Origin of the sequence: Streptomyces flavalbus (assembly GCF_042674625.1) — a bacterium.
In the GTDB taxonomy this organism is placed as follows: Bacteria; Actinomycetota; Actinomycetes; order Streptomycetales; family Streptomycetaceae; genus Streptomyces; species Streptomyces flavalbus.
In genome coordinates this window covers 6,995,577-7,019,196 of the sequence record NZ_JBHTEB010000001.1, presented here as the reverse complement: position 1 = coordinate 7,019,196, position 23,620 = coordinate 6,995,577, and the positions used below count along the sequence as shown (strand labels likewise).

At 72.9% G+C, this 23,620-nt stretch carries 18 protein-coding genes; 5 read left to right on the top strand and 13 right to left on the bottom strand.

Annotated features, from left to right (window positions below):
- Positions 1–50: 50 nt before the first annotated feature.
- The 4 genes from ACFQZ6_RS31330 to ACFQZ6_RS31315 form a co-directional block, all read right to left on the bottom strand.
- Positions 51–1,082 carry an ABC transporter permease gene (locus ACFQZ6_RS31330; RefSeq protein ID WP_381615916.1) on the bottom strand — a complete coding sequence of 344 codons (1,032 nt, stop codon included), beginning with the start codon at positions 1,080–1,082 and terminating at the stop codon, positions 51–53.
- Positions 1,079–2,041, bottom strand: coding sequence for an ABC transporter permease (locus tag ACFQZ6_RS31325; protein WP_381615913.1), 963 nt, complete (start codon positions 2,039–2,041; stop codon positions 1,079–1,081). The genes ACFQZ6_RS31330 and ACFQZ6_RS31325 overlap by 4 nt, the downstream gene beginning before the upstream one ends.
- Positions 2,034–3,596: a sugar ABC transporter ATP-binding protein gene (locus ACFQZ6_RS31320; protein WP_381615910.1), complete on the bottom strand. Its 1,563-nt coding sequence runs from the start codon at positions 3,594–3,596 to the stop codon at positions 2,034–2,036. Before ACFQZ6_RS31320 ends, ACFQZ6_RS31325 begins: the two co-directional genes overlap by 8 nt.
- Positions 3,597–3,678: 82 nt before the next feature.
- Positions 3,679–4,779, bottom strand: a complete 1,101-nt coding sequence (locus tag ACFQZ6_RS31315; protein WP_381615907.1) for an ABC transporter substrate-binding protein — start codon at positions 4,777–4,779, stop codon at positions 3,679–3,681.
- 325 nt (positions 4,780–5,104) lie between these two features.
- Between ACFQZ6_RS31315 and ACFQZ6_RS31310 the strand changes: the two genes are divergently transcribed.
- Positions 5,105–5,656 (top strand): DUF2690 domain-containing protein, encoded by a 552-nt coding sequence (locus ACFQZ6_RS31310; RefSeq protein WP_381615904.1) that lies wholly within the window; start codon positions 5,105–5,107, stop codon positions 5,654–5,656.
- A gap of 539 nt (positions 5,657–6,195) precedes the next feature.
- Here ACFQZ6_RS31310 and ACFQZ6_RS31305 read toward each other — a convergent pair.
- The 8 genes from ACFQZ6_RS31305 to ACFQZ6_RS31270 all read right to left on the bottom strand — a co-directional run bounded on the left by ACFQZ6_RS31305 (position 6,196) and on the right by ACFQZ6_RS31270 (position 16,896).
- Positions 6,196–7,209 (bottom strand): LacI family DNA-binding transcriptional regulator, encoded by a 1,014-nt coding sequence (locus tag ACFQZ6_RS31305; RefSeq protein WP_381618798.1) that lies wholly within the window; start codon positions 7,207–7,209, stop codon positions 6,196–6,198.
- Positions 7,210–7,318: 109 nt separating this feature from the next.
- Positions 7,319–8,389, bottom strand: coding sequence for a glycoside hydrolase family 43 protein (locus ACFQZ6_RS31300; protein ID WP_381615902.1), 1,071 nt, complete (start codon positions 8,387–8,389; stop codon positions 7,319–7,321).
- Between the two features lie 469 nt (positions 8,390–8,858).
- Complete coding sequence (locus tag ACFQZ6_RS31295) at positions 8,859–9,644, bottom strand: class I SAM-dependent methyltransferase (protein WP_381615899.1); 786 nt, start codon at positions 9,642–9,644, stop codon at positions 8,859–8,861.
- Between the two features lie 103 nt (positions 9,645–9,747).
- Positions 9,748–10,959, bottom strand: coding sequence for an aminotransferase class V-fold PLP-dependent enzyme (locus ACFQZ6_RS31290; RefSeq protein WP_381615897.1), 1,212 nt, complete (start codon positions 10,957–10,959; stop codon positions 9,748–9,750).
- Positions 10,956–12,287, bottom strand: coding sequence for a pyridoxal-phosphate dependent enzyme (locus ACFQZ6_RS31285; protein ID WP_381615894.1), 1,332 nt, complete (start codon positions 12,285–12,287; stop codon positions 10,956–10,958). Before ACFQZ6_RS31285 ends, ACFQZ6_RS31290 begins: the two co-directional genes overlap by 4 nt.
- Positions 12,284–13,756: a Y4yA family PLP-dependent enzyme gene (locus tag ACFQZ6_RS31280; RefSeq protein WP_381615892.1), complete on the bottom strand. Its 1,473-nt coding sequence runs from the start codon at positions 13,754–13,756 to the stop codon at positions 12,284–12,286. The genes ACFQZ6_RS31285 and ACFQZ6_RS31280 overlap by 4 nt, the downstream gene beginning before the upstream one ends.
- Positions 13,757–14,044: 288 nt before the next feature.
- Complete coding sequence (locus ACFQZ6_RS31275) at positions 14,045–14,869, bottom strand: SAM-dependent methyltransferase (protein ID WP_381615889.1); 825 nt, start codon at positions 14,867–14,869, stop codon at positions 14,045–14,047.
- Positions 14,870–15,009: 140 nt separating this feature from the next.
- Entirely contained in the window at positions 15,010–16,896 is a 1,887-nt protein-coding gene (locus ACFQZ6_RS31270) for an ABC transporter ATP-binding protein (protein WP_381618795.1), read from the bottom strand.
- Positions 16,897–17,104: 208 nt separating this feature from the next.
- On the opposite strand from ACFQZ6_RS31270, the gene ACFQZ6_RS31265 reads away from it, so the two are divergent.
- On the top strand, positions 17,105–18,085 hold the full coding sequence (locus ACFQZ6_RS31265) for a lysylphosphatidylglycerol synthase transmembrane domain-containing protein (protein ID WP_381615887.1): 981 nt from the start codon (positions 17,105–17,107) through the stop codon (positions 18,083–18,085).
- Between the two features lie 46 nt (positions 18,086–18,131).
- Here ACFQZ6_RS31265 and ACFQZ6_RS31260 read toward each other — a convergent pair whose 3' ends face one another.
- Positions 18,132–18,857, bottom strand: coding sequence for an SDR family oxidoreductase (locus tag ACFQZ6_RS31260; protein WP_381615884.1), 726 nt, complete (start codon positions 18,855–18,857; stop codon positions 18,132–18,134).
- A gap of 311 nt (positions 18,858–19,168) precedes the next feature.
- On the opposite strand from ACFQZ6_RS31260, the gene ACFQZ6_RS31255 reads away from it, so the two are divergent.
- The 3 genes from ACFQZ6_RS31255 (at position 19,169) to ACFQZ6_RS31245 (ending at position 23,570) form a co-directional block, all read left to right on the top strand.
- The gene (locus ACFQZ6_RS31255; RefSeq protein ID WP_381615881.1) at positions 19,169–20,275 is read left to right on the top strand and encodes a mechanosensitive ion channel family protein; all 1,107 of its coding nucleotides are present in this window, start codon (positions 19,169–19,171) and stop codon (positions 20,273–20,275) included.
- Between the two features lie 145 nt (positions 20,276–20,420).
- Positions 20,421–22,640, top strand: a complete 2,220-nt coding sequence (locus tag ACFQZ6_RS31250) for an NADP-dependent isocitrate dehydrogenase (RefSeq protein WP_381615878.1) — start codon at positions 20,421–20,423, stop codon at positions 22,638–22,640.
- A 132-nt stretch (positions 22,641–22,772) separates the two neighbouring features.
- Positions 22,773–23,570 carry an N-formylglutamate amidohydrolase gene (locus ACFQZ6_RS31245; protein WP_381615876.1) on the top strand — a complete coding sequence of 266 codons (798 nt, stop codon included), beginning with the start codon at positions 22,773–22,775 and terminating at the stop codon, positions 23,568–23,570.
- The last annotated feature ends 50 nt before the right edge of the window (positions 23,571–23,620 follow it).

The following is a 23,620-nucleotide window of genomic DNA, read 5'->3' as shown; positions in this document are numbered from 1 at the left end:
GGGGGTGGGAGACGTGCGGGTGCGTACGGCGCCGGGGCCCTCGCTTCCGGCTACAGGAGCTGCCGTCTGCGGCCCAGCCACGTCTGGGCGATGACGACGAGGGCGAGGAAGGCGCCGCTGACGACCTGCTGGTAGGAGGAGTCCAGGGAGCCGATCTGGTTGATGACGTTCTGGATCACCTTCAGCAGCAGGACGCCGACCAGTGAGCCGCTGACGTAGCCGAGCCCGCCGGTGAGCAGGGTGCCGCCGATGACGGCGGCGGAGATGGCCTCCAGTTCCATGCCGTTGCCGAGGATGGTCACGCCGGAGGCGAGCCAGGCGGCGTTGAGCGCGCCCGCCAGCCCGGCGAGCACCCCGGACAGCGTGTAGACGAGGATCTTGGTGCGGGCCACCGGGGCGCCCATCAGCGCCGCCGCGTCCTCGTTGCCGCCGACCGCGTACACGTGCTGCCCGAACCGGGTGCGGCGCAGCACGACGGCCCCGGCGACGAACAGGGCGAGCGTGATCCACACCGGGTTGCCGAGGCCGAGGGTGGAGCCCTGGCCGAGTTCGGCGAGGAAGGACCCCTTGGCGATGAGGTAGGTCTCGGCGCCCTCGTCGGTGAGGGCGAGCATCAGCCCGCGGGCGCCGAGCATGGCGGCGAGGGTGACGATGAAGGGCGCGAGGCGGGAGCGGGCGACGAGGAGCCCGTTGACGACGCCGATCGCGCCGCACACGGCGAGCGGCAGCAGCAGCGCCACGAGGGTGCCGTGCCGGGAGCCCCAGGCGGCGAGCACCCCGCCGAGGGCGAACAGGGAGCCCACGGACAGGTCGATGCCGCCGGTGATGATGACGAAGGTCATGCCGAGCGCGACGATCGCGAGGAACGCCGAACTGGTCGCCATGTTGCTGACGTTGTCGCCGGTGGCGAAGGAGTCGAAGCTGATCGAGGCGACGATCGAGACGATCACCAGCACGGCCAGCGCGCCGTGCTGCTGGACCAGCGCGCTGAGCCGCTCGGAGCGGGCCGCGCCGACCGGTTCGGCGCCCCCGGCCGTCTTGCTCGCGGCGGTCACGGGTGTGTCCGGCCTGGTCACGGTCATCGCTTCCCCCGTCCCCGTGCCGCGTAGACGGCGGCGACGATCACTATGGCCTGGGCGATCTGGGTCCATGACGGCGGCAGATCGTGCTTGATGAGGGTGGCGGTGAGCAGTTGGATGAGGACGGCTCCGGCCACCGTGCCCGCGATGTTGACCCGCCCGCCGGTGAGCGGGGTGCCGCCGACGACCACGGCGGTGATCGCGGACAGCTCCATCAGGTTGCCGAGCGAGGTCGGGTCGCTGGCCTGGAGCCGGGCGGTGGCGAGCACCCCGGCGACGGCGGCGAGCAGCGCGCAGACGACGTAGACGGTGATCAGCACCCGGCGCACCGGCAGCCCCGCGAGCTGGGCGGCCGGTCGGCTGTCGCCGATGGCGAGGAGCTGGCGCCCGAAGGTGGTGCGGCGCACCACGAACGCCACCAGCAGGGCGAGCGCGGCGGCGATCAGGATCAGGTACGGCACCCCGGCGATGTCGTCGGAGCCGAGGGAGGCCAGCGCCGGGTTGTGCAGGTCCTCCAGTTGCGGCAGCAGGACCAGGGCGAGGCCCCGGCCGCCGACCATCAGGGCGAGGGTGGCGACGATGGGCTGGACGCCGACGAACGCGACCAGCGCCCCGTTGGCGAGCCCCACCCCGGCCGCGAACAGGGCGACGACCAGCAGGGCGGGCAGCAGTCCGTAGCCGAGGTAGAGGGCGGTGACGGAGGCGGCGAGCGCCATCACCGCGCCCACCGACAGGTCGACGCCCTCGGTGCCGATGACCAGGGCCATGCCGAGCGCGACGATGATGACGGGGGCGACCTGGACGGCCTGGGTGCGGAAGTTCTCGGCGGACAGGAAGTGCGGGGTGATGACGGTGTTGACGACGAGGAGGGCGGCGACGCCCGCGTAGACGCCGTAGGTCTGGAGCCAGTTCAGGACGCGGGCCCGGTCCCAGGTGGCGGTGGTGAGGGTGGCTTCAGCCATCGAGGGCCGCCCCCTTCGCCACGCCGTGGGCCGGGGCGTCGTCCCCGGCGATGGTGCGCATCAGCTTGTCCTCGGTGACGTCGTCGCCGGTGAGTTCGCCGACGACGGCGCCGTCCTTCAGTACGACCACGCGGTCCGATCCTTCGATCAGTTCCTCCAGGTCGGAGGAGATGAGCAGGACGCCCAGGCCGTCGGCGGCGAGTTCGTCCACGAGCTTCTGCACCTCGGCCTTGGCGCCGACGTCGATGCCGCGGGTGGGCTCGTCGAGCAGCAGGACCTTGGGGTTCATCGCCAGCCAGCGGGCGAGCAGCACCTTCTGCTGGTTGCCGCCGGAGAGTTCGCCGACCTTCTGGTGCGGTGAGGACGCCTTGATGCGGAGCCGCTTGACGAAGGTGTCCACGACGCTGTCGACGCGGGCCTCGGAGACCAGGCCGAACCGGGAGAGCCGGGGCAGCACCGCGAGGGCGATGTTCTCGCGGACCGACAGGCCGGGGACGATGCCCTCGCTCTTGCGGTCCTCCGGCAGCAGGCTGATGCCCGCCCGGATGGCGGCGGGCGTGGAGCCGCCGCGCAGCGGGAGCCCGGCGACGGTGACCTTGCCGGAGCGCACGGGCAGGGCGCCGGAGATGGCCTTGGCGGTCTCGGTGCGCCCGGAGCCGAGGAGTCCGCCGAGGCCGACGACCTCGCCGGGGCGGATGCGCACGGAGACGCCGTGCAGCTTGTGCGGGACGGTCAGCGCGTCGGCGGTGAGGACCGGTGCGGCGTCGGCGTCGTGGTGGTCGCCGGTGAACTTGGTGACGCCCTCGCGGCGGACCTCGCCCAGCTCGCGGCCCAGCATGGTGGAGACCAGGGCGAGCCGGTCGAGGTCGGCGAGGCGGCCGTGGTGGACGCGGCGGCCGTCGCGCAGCACGGTGACGGTGTCGCAGACGGCGTACAGCTCGTCGAGGCGGTGGCTGACGTAGATGACGGCGATGCCGTCGTCCCGCAGGCGGCGGATCACCGAGAACAGGGTCTCCACCTCGCGGGGTTCGAGGGAGGAGGTCGGTTCGTCCATGACGACGATCCGGGCGTCGGTGGCCACCGCGCGGGCGAGGGCGACCATCTGCTGGGCGCCGACGCCGAGGGTGCGCAGCGGCTGCCGGACGTCGACCTGGACGCCGTAGGTCCGCAGGGTCTGTTCGGCCTCGCGGTGCATCCGGGTGAAGTCCAGCAGGCCGAGGCCGGTGCGGGGTTCGCGGCCGAGGAAGAGGTTGCGGGCCACGCTCAGCAGCGGGATGAGGTTGACCTCTTGGTAGATGGTGGAGATCCCGGCCTTCTGGGCCTCCAGCGGGGTGCCGAAGGAGACCTGGCGGCCCTGGAAGGTGATCTCGCCGTGGTCGGGGCGGTGGACGCCGGTGAGCAGTTTGATGAGGGTGGACTTGCCCGCGCCGTTCTCGCCGATGAGGGCGTGCACCTCACCGGCGCGCAGGGTGAGGTCGACGTCGTCGAGGGCCCGGACGCCGGGGAAGGTCTTGCTCAGTCCGCGGACGGCGAGGACTTCGGCCGTCGGTGCCAACTGTGCCTCCTGGGATAAGTGGTGACGGAGGGACAGAGGGGCCCGGTCCGGGGGGAGGTGAGCGGCCGGGCCCCGGGGCGGGTCAGTAGGCCTTGCCGAGGTCCTGCTCGGCGTTGTCCGCGGTGTAGGCGCCGTCCTCGATGATGATGTCCTGGGGGACCTCCTCGCCCTGGGTGAAGGTGTCCAGCGTCTGGAACGCCAGCGGCCCGAAGCGCGGGTTGGACTCGATGACGCCGCTGATCCAGCCGTCGACGATGCCCTGGACGGCGTTGCGGGTGCCGTCCACGGTGACGATCTTGACGTCGCCCGCCTTCTTCCCGGCGCCCTTGAGCGCGGCGACGGCGCCGAGGCCCATCTCGTCGTTCTCGGCGTAGATGCCCTTGATGCCGGGCTTGGACTGGATGAGCTGCTCGGTGACCTGCTGGCCCTTCTCGCGGGCGAAGTCGCCGGTCTGCTCGAAGACCACCTTCAGGCCCGGGGCCTTCTCGGCGAGGCGCTCCTTGAAGCCCTGGGTGCGCTCGGTGGTGACGTTGTTCCCGGCGGAGCCGAGCAGGATGGCGACCTCGCCCTCGCCGCCGGTGGCCTCGATCATCTGGTCGGCGGCGCGGCGGCCCTGCTCGACGAAGTCGGAGGCGATGAAGGAGACGTAGTCCTTGCAGGGCTCGGCGTTGATCTTGCGGTCGATGGTGACGATCGGGACCTTCCTGGCGGCGGCGGCCTTGAGGACGGGGTCCCAGCCGTCGGAGTTGAGCGGGGCGATGACCAGCAGGTCGGCGCCCTTGGCGAGCAGGTCCTGGACGTCGCTGATCTGCTTGGAGAACTGCGACTGGGCGTTGGCGGTGAGGAGCTTGACGCCCCTCTTCTTCGCCTCGTCCTTGATGGACTGGGTCTCGGCGATCCGGAAGGGGTTGGCCTCCTTCTCCGACTGGGAGAAGCCGACCGTGGCGTCCGCGAGGTCGAGCTGCTCGCCGCCGTAGGCGTCGATGCCGCAGTTGGCGCTGCCGGGCTTGGGCTCGACGACCTTCTGCTGGGTGTCGGCGGCGGCGGTCGAGGACTGCTGGTCCCCCGCCGCGTCGTCCTCCGACTTGGCGCAGGCGGTGGCGGTCAGGGCCACGGCGGCGGCGAGGGCCACCACCACGGGACGGGCGAGGAGCTGAGGACGGTGAGTGCGGTTGCGCTGCATGGTGACCCCGATCCGGGTGACGCTGGCAGGGAACGTGGGGAGGGTGACGGACGAGCGGAAGCGGTGCTCCTCCCCCGGTGCGAACGTTGTCAGGTCCGCCGCATGAGGTTTTTACATCGTTGGAAGAGGGCTGTAAACCCCTTGCGCACAAGGTCTGTTCGAGATGCCGGATGGACGGCGGCTGTCGCCAGCGGCCGACGGCCCGGTCCGGGGGCGCGCGGGGCGGGGGCCGCCATGCCTCCCTGCTCCCGAGTTGCGCCTTATCTCCCGCCGCCGCGGGAGGCGATCCTGGTATCCGGCAGCAGTCAATCAAGGTGATCCCCCCATGAGCGTGAACCGCACCGACGACACCCCCACGACGACTCCCGCCCCCTCCCCCCAGCCCGCGCCGAGAAGACGATTGGGCGGCCCGACGACCGTGACGCTGGCGGTGACCGTCATCGGCGCGGTGGTGGCCGCGGCGGTGACCCCGCTCGGGGACCGCGTGATGAACTCCCTCTTCGACGAGCCGACCTGCCCGGGGGCGGCGTGCGAGGGGAAGAACCCGCAGAGCGAGGGGTGCGGTGAGGACGCCCGCACCCTCAAACCCGCCGTCAACAACCCGGCCCAGTTGCAGATCCGCTACAGCGAGGCGTGCCGGGCGGTGTGGGCGCGCGTCCAGAACGGCAACCCCGGGGACGTGGTGATGGTGGAGGTGCTGCCCGGCCGTACCGCGCGCAGCGCCGAGGTCGAGTACGACCACGACCAGTTCACCAGCATGGTCACCGTCCCGGACGGCGAGTTCCGGGCGACGGCCTGCGTGATCCCCAAGCGCGGCGGCACCAGCACCTTCGAGCGGTACTGCGTCCACGGAACGGAGGCGACCGCCTGGCGGTGACGCCGCGGCCCCTCCAGGGGGTCAGCGTGCTCTCCCGTTCCCCGAACCGCGGCCCGCCCCGGACGCACGGAAGTCGGGTCACCGCCTGGCTGGGACGGGAGCGGTGAGCAGTGAACGGTGAGGGTCGGGCGGGCAGGCAGTGAACGGCGAGGGTCGGACGGGCGGGCAGTGAACGGCGAGGAGCAGCGGACCGTCAGCCCGCGGTGCGGCGACCCAGCGCGCTGCCGCACTCCCGGAACCACCGCCCGCCCCGGACGCCCCGCAGCGGGAGCACCCCCTGACCGGGACGGGCGGGCGGTGAGCAGTGAACGGTGGTGGACGGCAGGCCGTCAGCCCGCGGACCGGCGGCGGGTGGCTGGTGCGGCGGGCGACGGGCGGTGGGCGGTGGGCGACGGGCGACGAGCGGCAGGCCGTGCCCAGCCGGTACGGCGGCCAGCGGGCGGTGCCCAGCCCGCGGACCGGCGCCCCAGTGTGCTCTCCCGCTTCCCCAGCCGGTACGGGCGGGCAGCGGACGGTGCCCAGCCCGCGGCGGCGGGCCGTCAGCCCGTGGACCGGCGCCCCAACGTGCTCTCCCGCTCCACCAGCCGGTACTCGGCCCGGATGCGGCGCGGTTCGGGGGCCGTGCCGCCGAGGCGGGTGAGGACCGACTCCACCGCCAGCCGCCCGATGGCCTCCTTGTCCGGCGACACCGACGTCAGCGTCACCGCGCCGAACCGGCCCTCGATCACGTCGTCGAAGCCCACGACGGCGATGTCCTCGGGGACCCGCAGCCCCCGCTCGTGGAGCACCCGCATCGCGCCGATGGCCATGGGGTCGTTGTAGGCGAACACGGCGTCCGGGCGCCGCCCGGAGTCCAGCAGCCGGGACATGGCCGCCGCCCCGTCGGCGTGCCCCCAGCCGTCGGTCTCCGCCACCAGCCCCTCGTCGGCGGGGAGTCCGGCCGCGGCAAGCTCCTCGCGCCAGCCGCGCACTCTCAACTGCGCGGGCTCGCTGCGCCCGCGCCGGTCCCCGATGAACGCGATCTCCCGGCGCCCGAGGCCGACCAGGTGCCGCACGGCGGTACGGGCGGCGTCGACGTTGTCGATGGCGATGTGGTCGTACGGCAGGTCGTAGTCCCGTTCGCCGATCAGCACCAGCGGGACGTCCGCCCGGTCGCGCAGGTCCTCGGTCTCCAGCTCGATGGGGCTGAGGATGAGGCCGTCGATGACCCGGGCCCGGAAGCCCTGGCTGACCAGGATCTCCTGCTCGCGGCGGCCCCCGGTGTGGTCGAGCAGCACGATGTAGTCCTGCTCGGCCGCCGCGTCGATGACCGCGGCGGCGAGTTCGGCGAAGTAGGGGTTGCCCAGCTCGGGCAGGGCGAGCGCGATGATGCCGGTGCGCCCCTTGCGCAGGTGGCGGGCGGCCAGGTTGGGCCGGTAGCCGAGCGCGTCGATGGAGCGCTGGACGCGCTCGCGCATCGCCGGGGTGACGTGCTGGTAGTTGTTCACCACGTTGGAGACGGTCTTGATCGAGACCCCCGCGTGCGCGGCGACGTCCTTGAGGCTGACCCGCACGTCCATCCCTTCCCGGCCCTGACGGGCGGCCATTTACAACGTTATACGTCCCGGAGTTATACAGTCGGCGGCCCTGACTGACAAGCCGGGGTCAGGGCCGCCACCGCCCTCACTCGAAGAACTTCAGCCCCCACCCGGTGTCCGTGTTCGGCCCCGGGACGTTGGCGCGGCGGTAGGTGGTGTTCCCCCACCAGCAGAACGTACCGGTGTACCAGTACCGGTTGGCCCAGGTGTACGGCGTGCCCTTCGGCACCGCGTGGAACATCAGCGGGAACCGCGGACCGGCGGGCGGGCTGGTGCCGATGTCACCGTCGAGGAGCACGAAGCTGTGGTGGCCGGGGCCGTTGACGTACAGCGTCGGGTCCCAGCCGGACATCATCGTGTCCCGGTTGGAGCCGAACAGGCAGCCGTTGGACTTGTACCAGTCCCACACGTACGTCGGGTCGCCACCGGCGCGCAGCCGCAGGTCGGCCAGGCAGTACTGCTCGCTCCAGCTCCCGTTGGCGGAGTACACGATGTGCAGTTGCCCGTTCGGGTCCTTGATCGCCTCCGGGGCCTCGTTGATGTACGGGTTGCCCACCACCCGCTCCCAGCCCTCCCGCGGCTGCGAGATGACGTACCGCGCGCCGACCGGGGTGGTCGGGCTGCTCATCCGGGCGATGTAGAGGTTCTGTTCGACGTTGGTGTCCCCGGCCCAGCCGGACCAGACGAACCAGCGCTGGCCGTTGAAGGTGAACAGGGTGCCGTCGATGGCCCACTTGTCGTCCGGCAGGGCGAGCTTGGTCGCGGCGCCGTAGCCGCTGTCGGGGCTGGCCGAGCTGATGACGTACGTACGGCGGGCCGCGCCGGACCCGGCCGCGAAGTAGACGTAGTACCGGCCGCCGTCCCGCACGATCTCCGGGGCCCAGACCTCGGGCAGGTTGCCGGGGTTGGTCCACACCCGCCGGTCGGGCGCGGTCGCGAGCTGCGCCGTCGAGGGGGCCTGGCGTACGGCGACGCCGTCGCCGGTCGAGCGGACGGCGATGTAGGTGGAGCCGACCCGGATCACGCTCGGGTCGGCGGCGCGCAGGCTGGTCTGGTCCGCGCGGGCGGGTTCGGCGGAGGTCAGGAAGAGCACGGCGGCGAGGACGCCGGACAGGGCGACGGCGAGGGCGCCGTACAGCGGGCGGAAGCGTTTCATGGGTCCCGTTCCGTGGTGGGGTCTGCGCCGCCGGATGCCGACGGCGGAACGTGGGTGGGGTGATGACGCACGGTCAGGATGGTGCCGTGGGGAGCTATTTGACCGGGTCGCGGCGTGAGGTTCACGCGTACGGGGGCGCGCGGCGGAGAGCACGTGTGGTCCGCGGCAGACCATGCGCGGGCACCTGCGCGCGCACCGCCCACACGGTCCACACCGGACCATGCGCGGGCACCCGCGCGCACACCGCCCACACGCGGTCCACACCGGACCGTCCGCGGGCCCGCGCGCACACCGCCCGCCCACGGTCCACACCAAACCATCCGCAGGCACCCGCGCGCACCGCCCACACACGGTCCCCGCCGGACCGTCCGAGGACACCGGCGCGCACCGCATCACACCGCCGCTTTACATCGTTGAAGAAGCGGTTGCCCTCAGCATCCCGACCGGCGCTGAACATGTCAACGACCTGTCACCCGTTCGGCGTCTCCCCCACCCCTGCCACCGCCACCAGCACCGCGCTGTCCCCGAACCGCCAGACCGGCGCGACCTGGCCGAAACCCGCCCCCCACAACAGCCGTTCGTGGCACTCCACCGACAACTGCCCCCCGGCCCCGCCGCCGAGGACCGCGAGCCGCTGCTCGCGCTCGGTGAACAGGTCGGCCAGCTCGGGGTCCCGGGCCGCCGCCGCCCACCACGACCGCCAGTCCTCGTGGTCGTGCCCGCCGGTCCGCTCGGCGCGGCGGCGGCCCACGTGCGCGCAGATGTCGGCGCAGCGCGCCGCCTCCGGCGGGAAGTGGTCGCCGTTGACGAGCACGCCGCCGGGGCGCAGCAGGGCGGCGAGCGCGCCGTAGACGCGCTGGAGCACCGACTCGGGGAGGTAGTGCAGGGCGGTCGTGGAGACCGCCGCGTCCACCGGGCGGTCGAGGCCGAGGGCGCGGGTCCAGCCGTCGGCGCCGATCACGGTGTCCGCGTAGCGGGCGGCGCCCGCGTGGTGGGTGCGGCCCAGTTCGAGGAGCAGGGGGTCCATGTCGACGGCGACGATCTCGGCGTGCGGCAGCCGGGCCGCGAGCCGGGCGGCGAGGGAGCCGGGTCCGCAGCCCAGGTCGAGCAGGAGGGGCCGGGCGCGGTCGGCCGTCACGTGCTCGACGACGTCGGCGATCACGGTGAACCGCTCCTCGCGGTCGACCGCGTACCGCTGCTGCTGCCGCTCCCAGCGCTCCACCCACGTCCTGGCCGCCGCCATACTCAGGCCCATCTGGTCGCGCCACCTCTTTCGTCTCGCGTCTGCCGGGTCCCCCGGATACGGGACCGAATCTACAGGTGGAAACGGTTATCACTTGCCCGGTGGTGGCGGTGCGTCACACGAGGGAGGTCAGTACGTCGGACAGCCGGTCGATCTCCTCCTCCGTGTTGTAGACGTGCAGGCTGACCCGCACCGAGCCGTCCCGCTCCCCCGCGCCCGCCTGGCAGAGGCTGTCGGCGCGCACCATGAAGCCGTGGCTGAAGAGGATGAACCCGAGGTCGTCGGAGGGGATGTCCCGGTGCCGGAAGGTGACGATGCCGTGGCGGCGCTGCTCGTGCGGCAGCGCGCTGTCGGCGGCGAGGCTGGTCTGGCAGCCGAGGACCTCGTAGGCGTCCAGGAGGCGCAGCCGGTCGGTGAGCCGGGTGGTGAGCGCGGTCGTCCAGCGGGCAATGCGGTCGGGACCGGCCGCGTCGAGCCAGTCGAGCGCTGCGCCGAGGGAGACGATGCCCACCGTGTTGGGGGTGCCCTGCCAGCCGGTGGGCCGGAACGCGGGCCCGCGCGCGTTGCGTGCCCAGACGGCCCCGGTGCCGGGCAGGGCCATCGCCTTGTGTCCGGAGAAGACCACGAAGTCGACGTCGAGCGCCGGGTCGTCGAGCCGCACCGGCTGGTGGCCGACGCTCTGCGCCGCGTCCAGGCAGATCGGTACGTCCGGACCGACCGCGGCGCGCAGCCGGTGCACGTTCATGTCGCCGCCGTACACGTGGTGGACGTGGGTGGCGGCCACGAACCGGGTCCGCGGGCCGACGGCGTCGGTGAGGGCGCGGTGGTCGTAGTCGCCGGACGACGCCTGGTACGGCAGCGCCCGCACCCGGACGCCGGTGCCGCGCTCGGCCAGCAGCCGCTGGGCCTCCTGCCAGGGGTCGAGGTTGGCGCGGTGGTCGTGGAACGGGACGAGGATCTCGTCGCCGTCGTCGAGCAGCGGAACGAGCCAGTCCCGGGCGACGGCGCGCAGCCCCTCGGTGGTGCCGCTGGTGAAGTGGACGGCGGAGCGCTCGGGTTCGGGGTCGTGCAGGAACTCCCGCACCCGTCGCCGGGTGCGCTCCACGAGGTCCGTGGTGCGGTTGGCCCACGGGTAGGTGCCACGGCCCGCGTTGGCGTTCGACGTCGTGAGGTAGCGCTGTACGGCGTCCAGGACGGCGTACGGCTTCTGGGCCGTGGCCGCGCTGTCCAGGTAGACCAGGTCGGGGTGGCCGGTGAGGATCGGGAACTGCTCGCGCAACTCCCGCTGCCACACCGGTGTCCCGGCCTGCTGGGGCGCGGCGCTCACTCGCGCACCAGCGGCGCGCCCGCGTCCCGCCAGCCGACGATGCCGCCCGCGAGGCTGCGGACGTCGGGGTGGCCCATCCGGGTCAGCTGGGCGGCGTACCGCAGGGACTTCTCACCGACGGGGCAGGCCAGCAGGACGGGGGTGGACTTGCTGAACGGGAGCCCGCCGCGCAGGAGTTCCTCGAAGAGCTCGTCGACGATGTTGACGGAGCCCTCGATGTGCAGCGCGGCGTACGCGTGCGGGCCGCGCAGGTCGACGACGAGCGGGCGGGGGTCGCCCTCGGTGGTCCAGCGCCGGGCGTCGGCGGCGCCGATGACGCGGGCCTCGGCGCGCGCCTCGGCGTCGGTGAGCGTGGCGAGGGAGGGGGTGCGGCTGGTCCTGCCGAGCAGTTCGGGGCGGCGGGCCCGTACGTAGCTGAGGTAGCTCTCGGCGCGGTCGCAGACGACGAACACCGCGCTCTGCCGCTCCCCTGACCCCGCGAGCCGGGTGTCGGCGTCCCGCAGGTGCCGTACCGCCCCGTGGTAGGCGGCGCCGCCGGTCGGTCCGGTGAGCAGGCCGCAGCGGCGGATGAGGGTGACCATGCCGTCGATGGCGTCTCCGGAGGTCACCGCTTCGAGGGTGTCGTAGGTGGCCGGGTCGAAGAGGCCGACCTGGTGGACCTCGTCGATGGTGCGGATGCCGGGGATGAAGTCCGACTTGTCGGCGACCAGGCCGACGACGCGTACCGCCGGGTCGTGTTCGCGCAGCACCCGGGCGATGCCGGTGGAGGAACCGGCGGTGCCGACGCAGGCGATGAACCAGTCCGGGGCCCGCCCGTCGAGGTCCTTGACGATCTCGGGCCCAGTGCCCTCCGCGTGCGCCTCGACGTTGCGGGGGTTGAAGTACTGGTCGGTGTGGAGGTGGCTGGAGCCGGGGCGGGTGAGGGCGCGGTGGAAGTGGGTGAGCGGGTCGTCGGTGTCGGTGGGGTCGAGGCACTCGCTGCGGCCGGGCAGTTCCTCGATCTCGGCGCCGAGGAGCAGCAGCAGTTCCTTGATCTCGGGGACCCGCATCCGGTTGGTGACGCTGCGGAACTTCCGGCCGTGCATCCCGGCGAGCAGGGCGAGGGCCTTGGCGGTGTTGCCGCTGGACAGTTCCACGACCGTGCCCTCGCCCCCGGCCTCCAGTTCGGGGCGGGCCATGTGCCAGGCGGGGCGGTCCTTGACGGAGCCGAAGGGGTTGAGCATCTCCAGCTTGGCGTAGAGGTCGATGTGGCGCAGTCCGTGCACGGCGGGGTCGATGCGCACCAGCGGTGTGTTGCCGATGGCCTCCGTGATGCTGTCGTACCTCATGCGGGCGTTCCCCCCGGGTGAGTGATCGGCCAGTAGTCCTCGTCCAGGCGCCAGCGCCAGGATTCCTCCTCCCGCTCCACGGCCACGGTGCGCGCGAGGGGCTGCCGCTGCGCGTGGTGGGCGTGGAAGTCCATCGTGTATCCGGCGGTGTTGACGAAGGCCAGCAGGTCTCCCACGCGTGGCAGCCGGGGCAGGAAGACCGTGCGGCGGGTGATCAGGTCGGCCTCCAGGCAGAGGTTGCCGACGAGGTGGACGCCGACCGGCCGCTCCTCGGGGGCGGGGTCGCCGCGCGGCAGCGGCACGGGGTCGACGAGGACGCCGTGCTCCTCCAGGGTCATGTCCCCGGCGTTCATGCCGAGCCGGACGAGGTGCGTGTCGCCGGTGGGCCGTACCTCCAGGACCCGGGCGAGGGTCAGCCCGCACTGGTCGGCCAAGGAGCGGCCGGGTTCGACGTGCAGGTCGTGGAGGTGTTCGAGGAGCAGGGTGGCGGGGGCGCGGCCGAGGACCGGGGCGGGGGTGGAGAGCAGTTCGTCGAGGTAGCCGGGGCCCGCGGTGGGCCGGTGGCCAGGGTACAGGGCGGCCGTGCCGCGGACGGTGCCGCCCTCGTTGCGCAGGCCGTAGCCGTGCCCGCGCCAGGTCAGCGGCGGGCGCACCCCGAGGACGGCCTCGCTGAGGGCGGTGGTCCAGCGTTCCCACTCCCCCGCGTCGGCGACGTAGCCGACGCCGAACCCGCCGCCGATGTCGACGGCGCGCGGGGCGAGGCCGCGGGCCCGGCACTCGTCCAGGAAGAGCACGCACTGTTCGAGCGCCCGGACCTTCTCCTCCAGGCCGGTGGTGTCCAGGTGGTAGGCGACACCGGTCAGTTCGACGGCGTCCGCGTGCCGCTGTACGGCGGTCAGCAGCGCGTCGGTGTCGTGCGGCGGGGTGCCGAAGCGGCTGCGGCGGGACAGCACCCGGGTGCCCGCGCCGCCCGCCTCGAACCCGGACAGCCGCGCCAGCACCTGGACCCGGGGAAGCCCGTATTTCCGTACCAGTGCCGCCAGTTGGTCCAGCTCCCCGGCCGAGTCGAGGTTCACCGTCGCTCCGACGCGGGCGGCCAGCCACAGGAACTCCGGGTCCTTGGGCCCGGTGGCCATGATCCGGTCCCCGGTGAGTCCGCAGCCCAGGGCGTGCCGCAGTTCCCCGGTCGAGGCGACGTCCACGCCCACGGCGGCGGGGTCCTCGACGGCGAGGCGGCGCGGCAGGGCGGCGGAGCGGTTGGCCTTGAGCGCGAAGTACACGCGTCCGGCGAGGTGGTGACGGCGGTAGACGGCCCGGAAGCGGGCCGCATTGGCGGCGGCGGTGTCCGGCAGCAGCACGTTCAGGGGCGAGCCGAGCGCGTCGACGAGGGAGTGCAGGAACGGCGTGTCCTCCAGCAGTTGGGCGAGCGGCGGCTCCACTCGCGGCCTCAGGTACAAGGGCACGTCCACCGAGGACCCCTCCCGCGTCGGCCGACGGTCGCGCGACAACCGTTGGAGTAGTCGTTTCCCGGTACACGCGCCGCTAAGCCTCGCCGGGTCGCGGGCGGGGCGTGCGGGGCCGCCTTGCGCCGTGGGGCGGGTTTGGGGTAGGCGGGGCCTCCCTGTCGCGCTCGGCACCGGACACGTGAAGGCGGCCCGGTACGGCTGTTGCGCCGTGCCGGGCCACCTTCGCACTTCGGTCGGTGAGAGGCTCTAACAGCGGTTACACCGATGAACCGCTAGACCGTCTCACGGCCGTTAGGGCTTACGACCCACTCCGCAGTAGGCGTCCACCGCGTTCGCCGGGTTGGCCGGATCGTCCTCCTGGGCGCGCCAGGCGGTGACCTGGGCGACGCCGGGCTCGACGAGGTCGAGGCCCTCGAAGAACCCGGCGATCTCCTCGACGGGGCGGACGTAGTACGGGACCGCGCCGCTGGAGTTGTAGGCGTTGGACGCGGCGATCATGCCCTCGCTGGTGGCGGTGCTGTCGCTGATCACCAGGTGGCTGCCGGACGGCAGGCCCGCCATCAGCCGGTCCACCAGGCCGCGCGCCTGCTCGTACTCGGCGACGTGGCCGAGGGTGTTGAGGATCATCAGGCCGACCGGCTGGGACAGGTCCAGCGTGCCCGCGGCGGCCTCCAGGACGGAGTCCGGGTCGTAGAGGTCGGCGTCCAGGTAGGCCGTCTTGCCCTCGGGGGTGCTGGTCAGCAGGGCGTTGGCGTGGGCCAGCACGATCGGGTCGTTGTCGACGTAGACGATCCGCGACTCGGGGGCGACGCGCTGGGCGACCTGGTGGGTGTTGTCGGCGGTGGGCAGCCCGGTGCCGATGTCCAGGAACTGCCGGATGCCGACCTCGCCCGCGAGGTAGGTGACGGCGCGGCCGAGGAAGGCGCGGCTGGCGACCGCCACGTCCACCAGACCGGGGAAGATCTCCTTGATCTGGTCACCGATCTCGCGGTCTACCTCGTAGTTGTCCTTGCCGCCGACGAAGTAGTTCCAGAACCGGGCCGAGTGCGGCTTGGAGGTGTCGATGCGGGCGCGTATGTCCGCGGCATCGACCAGTTGGGGATTGGAGTCCGACACGGCAAGCGCCTCCCACGGCAAAGCGTCAGTGATCAGTGCACAACCTAAGCCACGTTTGCCGGTGGCATAGCCCGGTTGCCGGTTGAAGTCCCGCCCGCACCGCATGATTTCAGCCATCCGTCGTCCGCCGTTCGCCCCCGCTACGCCACCTCGGCGGGCGCCGGTTCGTCGGTGCGCTGGGCGAACTGGGTGCGGTACAGCTCGGCGTACCGGCCGTCGTCGGCCAGGAGCTGGTCGTGGGTGCCGCGTTCGACGATGTGGCCGGATTCCAGGACGAGGATCAGGTCGGCGGCGCGGACGGTGGACAGCCGGTGCGCGATGACCAGCGCGGTACGGTCCCGCAGCGCCTCGGCAAGCGCTTCCTGGACGGCGGCCTCCGAGGTGTTGTCGAGGTGCGCGGTGGCCTCGTCGAGGATGACGACGCGCTGCCGGGCGAGCAGCAGCCGGGCGATGGTCAGGCGCTGGCGCTCCCCGCCGGAGAAGCGGTAGCCGCGCTCACCGACCACCGTGTCCAGGCCGTCCGGCAGTTGGCGGACGAGGTCGTCGAGGCGGGCCCGGCGCAGCGCGTCCCACAGCTCGTCCTCGGTGGCGTCGGGCCGGGCGAGCAGCAGGTTGGCGCGGACGGTGTCGTGGAAGAGGTGGCCGTCCTGGGTGACCATGCCGACGGCGCCGCGCAGCGAGGCGGCGCTCAGCTCGCGCACGTCGACGCCGCCGACGCGGACGGCGCCCGCGTCCACGTCGTACAGCCGGGGCAGGAGCTGCGCGATGGTCGACTTGCCCGCGCCGGAGGAGCCGACGAGGGCGACGGTCTGGCCGGGTTCGGCGCGGAACGAGACGCCGTGCAGGACCTCGGTGCCGCCCCGGGTGTCGAGGGCGGCGACCTCTTCGAGGGAGGCGAGGGAGACCTTGTCGGCGGACGGGTAGCCGAAGCGGACGTCCTCGAACTCGACCGCCACCGGGCCCTCGGGGAGCTGGCGGGCGTCGGGGCGGTCCTTGATGAGGGGTTCTAGGTCGAGCACCTCGAAGACGCGCTCGAAGCTGACGAGGGCGCTCATCACCTCCACGCGCGCCCCGGCGAGCGCCGTCAGCGGCGCGTACAGCCGGGTCAGCAGCAGCGCGAGGGAGACCACGGCGCCCGCCTCCAGGGTGCCGCGCAGCGCGAAGAAGCCGCCGAGGCCGTAGACGAGGGCCAGCGCGAGGGCGGAGACCAGGGTGAGGGCGGTGATGAACGCGGACTGCGCGGTCGCCGTGCGCACCCCGATCTCCGCGACCCGGCGGGCGCGGGCGGCGAACTCCGCGGACTCCTCCTCGGGCCGCCCGAAGAGCTTGACGAGGGTGGCGCCGGGTGCGGAGAACCGCTCGGTCATCCGGGTGCCCATCGCGGCGTTGAGCGTGGCGGCCTCGCGCTGCATCCGGGCCATCCGGCGGCCCATCCAGCGCGCCGGGACCACGAACACCGGCAGCAGCACCAGCGCCAGCAGGGTGATCTGCCAGGACAGGGTGAGCATCACGGCGAGCGTGAGCAGCAGCGTGACGATGTTGCTGACCACGCCGGACAGGGTGTTGCTGAACGCCCGCTGGGCGCCGATGACGTCGTTGTTGAGGCGGCTGACCAGCGCGCCCGTGCGGGTGCGGGTGAAGAACGCCACCGGCATCCGCTGCACGTGGTCGAACACGGCCGTCCGCAGGTCCAGGATGAGCCCCTCCCCGAGCCGCGCCGACAGCCGCCGCCCGAGGATGCCGAGCGCCGCCTCGGCGACGGCGATCCCCGCGATCAGCAGCGCGAGGCGTACGACGGTGGCGGTGTCGCCGTCCGACACGATCACGTTGACGACCCGCCCGGCGAGCACCGGCGTGGCCACGGCGAGCAGCGCGGTCGCCACGCCGAGCAGGACGAAGGCGGCGATCCGGCGGCGGTGCGGCCGGGCGAACCCGGCGACCCGGCGCAGGGTGGCACGGGCGAGGGGGCGGCGGTCCCGCTCGGCGTTCATGACGCTGTGCAACTGGGTCCAGGCGGTGGTCTCCATACTCATACCGGGCAACGTAGGACCTCGACCAAGGTTGGGGTCAAGGCCGTACCCGTTCGCTCCTCGGTCAAGGCCGTACCGCGCCCCAGGCAACGCCCTGGCAACACCCTGCCACTCCCCCGGCAAGGCCGTACCGCTCCCCACCCGTAAGCCCCCGGCCCCGTGCCCGCAACGTGCGGGTCAGGCGGCGCGGACACCCTTCCCGGATGTGACAGCGCCACGACTCCCCCGCCCGCCGGTGCCCGCGCGGGAACTCCTCGGACGGCTCCCGCTCCGCCGGACACTCGGCCTGCTGCCGCTCGCCCTGGTCGCGGTGGTCGCCGTGCGCCACCGGGCCGTCCTCGCGGACGGGTTCGCGCAGTTGGCGACGGCCCGCTGGCCGTGGCTGCTGGCGGCGGGCTGCGCGACCTGTCTGACCTGGGTGGCCGCCGCCGTCACCCGGCAGGGCGCGCTGGTCGAGCGGCTGCCCGCGGCACGGCTGCTGGCGACGCAGTTCGCGGCGGGCGCGGCCAACCACCTCCTGCCCACGGGGCTGGGCGCCGGGGCGGTCAACCTGCGGTTCATGACGGTGTGCGGGATTCCGCTGGCCCGTTCGTCGGCGGCGCTCGCGCTGTACCTGCTGGCCGAGTCGGTCGCGCGGGTCGGGCTGCTGCTCGGCCTGCTGCTGGCCTTCCCGGGGGCGCTGCGCGTCGGCGCCCTGCTGCCGGAGGGGACGTTCGGGCCGGTGCTCGCCGGGGCGGTGGCGGCGGTCGCCGTGGGGGCCGGGGCGCTGCTGGCGGTGCGGCGGGTGCGCGGCGCGGTGACGTCGTTCCTGCGGACCGCGCTGCGGGAGGCCCGCTCGGTGCACACCCGGCCGTCCCGGGCGCTGCTGCTGTGGGGCGGTTCGCTGGCGTTCCCCACGCTCCAGGCGGCCGGGCTGGTCGCCGTCGGGCTGTCGCTGGGTCTGGACCTGCCGGTCGCGCACATGATCGTGGCGTACCTGGCCGCCACGGTCGCCGTCGCGCTGGTCCCGACGCCGGGCGGCCTCGGCTCGGTGGAGGCCGCGCTGGTCGTCGCCCTGGTCGCGGCGGGCGCGCCGGTGACCGTGGCGACGGCGGTGGTGCTCGCCTACCGCGTCATCACCGTGTGGCTGCCGCTGCTGCCGGGGGCGCTGACGCTGGGGGCGCTGGTACGCCTGAAGGTGATCTGAGGCCCGGCGCCCCACCCGAGCCCCCGCGCCCCACCCGTGCGCCGTCTCACCAGGCCACCGGTTTGCCGTCCCGGAAGAAGCCGCCGGTCGGGCCGTCGTCGGGCAGGGTGGCCGCCCAGACCACTCCCGCCGCGCCCTCGGGCACCGGGCGTCCGCCGCCGCCCATGTCGGTGGCCGTCCAGCCGGGGCAGACCGAGTTGACCAGGACGCGGTGACGGCCGCCCAGTTCCCCGGAGAGCAGCCGGGTGAGCGCGTTCAGGGCGGCCTTGGAGACGCTGTAGGCGGGGGTGCCGCCGCTCATCCAGTTCAGGGCCCCGGCCTCGCTGCTGACGTTGACGACGCGTGGGTGCGGGCTGCGGCGCAGCAGCGGCAGCAGGGCCTGGGTGGTCCGCCAGGCGCCGAACAGGTTGGTCTCCAGGGCCCGTCTCACCTCGTCCAGGTCGGCGGTCCTGGCCTGCGCCCAGGTGTCGTACAGGATCGCGGCGTTGTTCACCAGCACGTCGGCGCGGCCCAGCTCGCGGGTGACCCGGTCGGCCATCGCGGCCACGCTCGCGTCGTCGGCGACGTCGAGCTGGACGGCGGTGACACGGCTGCCGCGCGGGTCGAGCCGGGCGGCGGCGGCCTCGCCCTTGGCGAGGTCACGGGAGCCGAGGACGACCCGGTGGCCGCGCTGGGCGAGCTGCCGTACGACCTCGTAGCCGATGCCGCGGTTGCCGCCGGTCACCACCGCGACGGGCAACTCCCGCGCGCCGCCGTCGGGTTGCTTGGCCATGTCGGGCTCCTTGGACTCGGGACGTGATCGTTCACCCTGCACGGCCAGGGTCGCACGGGCCGGCGCCGGGCACCGGGCGGCGGGCCAGGCGCCGTCGTCCTGTGGGAAGTCCGCGGGTGCCCGGGGCCCCGACCTGGTGCGAACGCCCGTGCCGCATACGGCAGGATGAGCGGTCGCGCCGCGGTCTCGGACCGCCCTATGGCGCACAGCCCCGCAATCGCGCAGTATCGAGCAGGTGACGACGTGACGAGACTTCACATCCGGCCGTCGGCGAACGACTTCGCCGCACGCTGTACGCCCGGAGGTACCCGGTGAACCGAGCGGTCACCATGCACGACCTGGTCGTCGCCGGGATCGCCCTGGCGGCGGGACTGCTGGCGGCGTTCCTGCTGCGGGTGCTGACGCGCTGGCTGGCCAAGCACGCCAAGCGCACCCGCTGGGAGGGCGACGACGTCCTCGTGGGCGCCCTGCGCACGCTGCTGCCGTGGGCGGCGGTCGCGGGCGGCGCGGCGTCCGCGGCGGCGGTGCTGCCGCTGACCAGGACGGTCCAGCACCACACCAACCAGGTGCTGACCGTGCTGCTGATCTTCGTGGCGACGGTGACGGCGGCGCGGATCGTCGCCGGTCTGGTGCAGACGGTGACGCAGTCCAGGTCCGGGGTGGCCGGATCGGCGACGATCTTCGTCAACATCACCCGCATCCTGGTCCTCGCCATCGGCTTCCTGGTGGTGCTCCAGACCCTCGGCATCTCCATAGCGCCGCTGCTGACCGCCCTCGGCGTCGGCGGTCTGGCGGTCGCGCTGGCCCTCCAGGACACGCTGGCCAACCTGTTCGCGGGCATCCACATCCTGGCCTCCAAGACCGTCCAGCCCGGTGACTACATCCGGCTGAGCAGCGGTGAGGAGGGCTACGTCGAGGACATCAACTGGCGGCAGACGACCGTGCGGGCGCTGTCCAACAACCTCGTCGTGATCCCCAACGGCCAGCTCGCCAAGACCAACATGACCAACTACATGCGCCCCGAGCAGCAGCTCACCATCCTGGTGCAGGTCGGCGTCGGCTACGACAGCGACCTGGACCAGGTGGAGCAGGTGACCGCCGAGGTGGTCACCGAGGTGATGACCGAGATCACCGGCGCCGTCCCGGACCACGAGCCCGCCATCCGCTTCCACACCTTCGGCGACTCCCGCATCGGCTTCACGGTGATCCTCGGCGTCGGCGAGTTCAGCGACCAGTACCGGATCAAGCACGAGTTCATCAAGCGACTGCACAAGCGCTTCCGCCAGGAGGGCATCCGCATCCCCGCCCCGACCCGGACGGTCGCCCTGCACCAGGACGGCGCGGGCCTGCCCCAGGTCCTCCAGGCGCAGGAGACCCTCATCCCGCACCAGCGGGAGAGCCGGGCGCCGCGGCAGTAACGCGGCGCGGCGGCCCAGCGCCGAGGGGTCCCCGGGGCACGCCCGCGAAGATCACGGCACCGCGTGCCAGCCCCGTGCCCCGGGATTCCCCGGCACGAGATATCTTGATGTCGAGCAATGTTGCAGACGTGGAGCGGAGCACCCGGTGACTGACTCGACCATCATCTACACACACACTGACGAGGCCCCGGCCCTGGCGACGTATTCCCTCCTGCCGGTGGTCCAGGCGTACGCCTCGCAGGCGGGTGTCGCCGTGACGACCCGGGACATCTCGCTGGCGGGCCGCATCATCGCGGTGTTCCCGGAGTACCTCACCGAGGACCAGCGCGTCCCCGACGCCCTCACCGAGCTGGGCGAGCTGGCCAAGACGCCCGCCGCCAACATCATCAAGCTGCCGAACATCTCGGCGTCCATCCCGCAGCTCAAGGCCGCCGTCGCCGAGCTTCAGGCGCAGGGCTACGCGCTGCCGGACTACCCCGACGAGCCGAAGACCGACGAGGAGCGCGACATCCGCGCCCGCTACGACAAGGTCAAGGGCTCCGCCGTCAACCCGGTGCTGCGCGAGGGCAACTCCGACCGCCGCGCCCCCGCCTCGGTGAAGAACTACGCCAGGACCCACCCGCACCGCATGGGCGCCTGGACCCCCGAGTCCAAGACCAACGTGGTGACCATGGGCGAGAACGACTTCCGCTCCACCGAGAAGTCCGTCGTCATCGAGGCGGACGGCACGCTCCGCATCGAGCTGGTCGGCGCCGACGGCACCACCACCGTCCTGCGCGAGTCCGTGCCGGTGCTCGCCGGTGAGGTCGTCGACGCCTCCGTGATGCGGGCCGCGAAGCTGCGCGAGTTCCTCACCACGCAGGTCGCCCAGGCCAAGGCCCAGGACGTCCTGTTCTCCGTGCACCTGAAGGCCACGATGATGAAGGTCTCCGACCCGATCATCTTCGGCCACGTGGTACGCGCCTTCTTCCCGAAGACCTTCGAGCGGTACGGCGCCGTCCTCGCCGCGGCCGGGCTCAGCCCGAACGACGGTCTGGGCGGCATCCTCAAGGGCCTGGACGGGCTGCCGGAGGGCGCCGAGATCAAGGCGTCCTTCGACGCCGAGCTGGCCGAGGGCCCGAAGCTGGCGATGGTCGACTCCGACAAGGGCATCACCAACCTGCACGTCCCCTCGGACGTCATCGTGGACGCCTCGATGCCCGCGATGATCCGCACCTCCGGCCACATGTGGGGCCCGGACGGCGAGGAGCACGACACCCTCGCGGTCATCCCGGACTCCAGCTACGCCGGTGTCTACCAGGCCGTCATCGAGGACTGCCGCGCCCACGGCGCCTTCGACCCGTCGACGATGGGCTCCGTGCCGAACGTCGGCCTGATGGCGCAGAAGGCCGAGGAGTACGGCTCCCACGACAAGACCTTCGAGATCCCGGCCGCGGGCACCGTCCGCCTGGTCGACGCCTCGGGCGCCGTCCTGATCGAGCAGCCCGTGGAGGCCGGTGACATCTTCCGCGCCTGCCAGACCAAGGACGCCCCGATCCGGGACTGGGTCAAGCTCGCCGTCACCCGCGCCCGCGCCACCGGCGACCCGGCGGTGTTCTGGCTGGACGAGAGCCGCGCCCACGACGCCAACCTGATCGCCAAGGTCGAGCGGTACCTGCCGGAGCACGACACCGAGGGCCTGGACATCAGGATCCTCAACCCGGTGGAGGCGACCAAGCTGTCCGTGGAGCGCATCCGCCGCGGCGAGAACACCATCTCCGTCACCGGCAACGTGCTCCGCGACTACCTCACCGACCTCTTCCCCATCCTGGAGCTGGGCACCAGCGCCAAGATGCTGTCGGTGGTCCCGCTGATGGCGGGCGGCGGCCTGTTCGAGACGGGCGCGGGCGGCTCCGCCCCCAAGCACGTCCAGCAGCTCGTCAAGGAGGACTACCTGCGCTGGGACTCCCTCGGTGAGTTCTTCGCCCTGGTGCCGTCCTTCGAGCAGTACGCCGAGACCACCGGCAACGCCAAGGCCAAGGTCCTCGCCGCCACTCTCGACCGCGCCACGGCGACCTTCCTCAACGAGGACAAGTCCCCGACCCGGCGCGTCGGCGGCATCGACAACCGCGGCAGCCACTTCTACCTGTCCCTGTACTGGGCGCAGGAGCTGGCCGCGCAGACCGACGACGCCGACCTGGCGAAGGCGTTCGCGCCGCTCGCCGAGACGCTCGCCGCCAACGAGCAGAAGATCGTCGAGGAGCTGCTCGCCGTGCAGGGCAAGCCCGCCGACATCGGCGGCTACTACCAGCCCGACCCCGCCAAGGCCGCCGCGGTGATGCGCCCGTCGGCCACCTGGAACGAGGCCCTCGCGTCCCTGAGCTGACGCCCGGCCCCACCCGTTAGTTCTCCGCCCCGTCCGGCGTACCCCTCCGGACGGGGCGGAGCCCGTTCGCGCGCCGGGCGGCTCATCGTCGTACGGCCTGCCGCGCCCCACTGACACCCCCTGGAGCCGCCCGTGCCCCCGTCCTTCGCCCTGCTGCCCGGCGCCGCCGACTCGCCGTTGATCCTGCACGTGCCGCACTCCGCGCGGGAGATACCGCCCGCCGTGCGCGCGGGCGTCGTGCTCGACGACGCGGAGCTGGAGCGGGAACTGGACCACATCACCGACGCGCACACCGCCGAGATCGCGGCCGGGGCGGCCGAGGCGGCGCGGGTCACGCCGTGGCGGTTCGTCAACCGGCTGTCGCGGCTGGTCGTCGACCCGGAGCGGTTCCCGGACGAGCGGGAGGAGATGCTCGCGGTGGGGATGGGCGCCGTCTACACGCGGACCACGCACCAGGAGGTGCTGCGGCCCGACGGCTTCGACCCGGCGCCGCTGGTCGAGCGGTACTTCCGCCCCTACGCCCGCGCGATGTCCGACGCCGTCGCGGACCGGCTCGCGGCGACCGGGCGGGCCGTGGTCGTCGACGTGCACTCCTACCCCACCGCCCCGCTCCCCTACGAGCTGCACGGCACCGGCCCGCGCCCGCCGGTCTGCCTCGGCACGGACGCCTTCCACACCCCGCCGGAGCTGCTCGACGCGGCCCGCGAGGCGTTCGCGGCGTGCGGGGAGACCGGGCTGGACAGCCCGTTCGCGGGGACGTACGTACCGCTGGAGTACTACCGGACCGACCCGCGGGTGTCCGCGCTGATGGTGGAGATCCGCCGGGACACCTACATGACCGAGCCCGGCGGCCCGGCCGGGGACGGGCTGACCGCGCTGGCGGCGGCGCTGGCGCGCCTCGTCGACGCCGTCGCCGTCGGCGCGGTCTGAGCCCGGCCGGACCACTCCCGCGCGACAGGGGCCCGGTGGGCGGTGAGGGT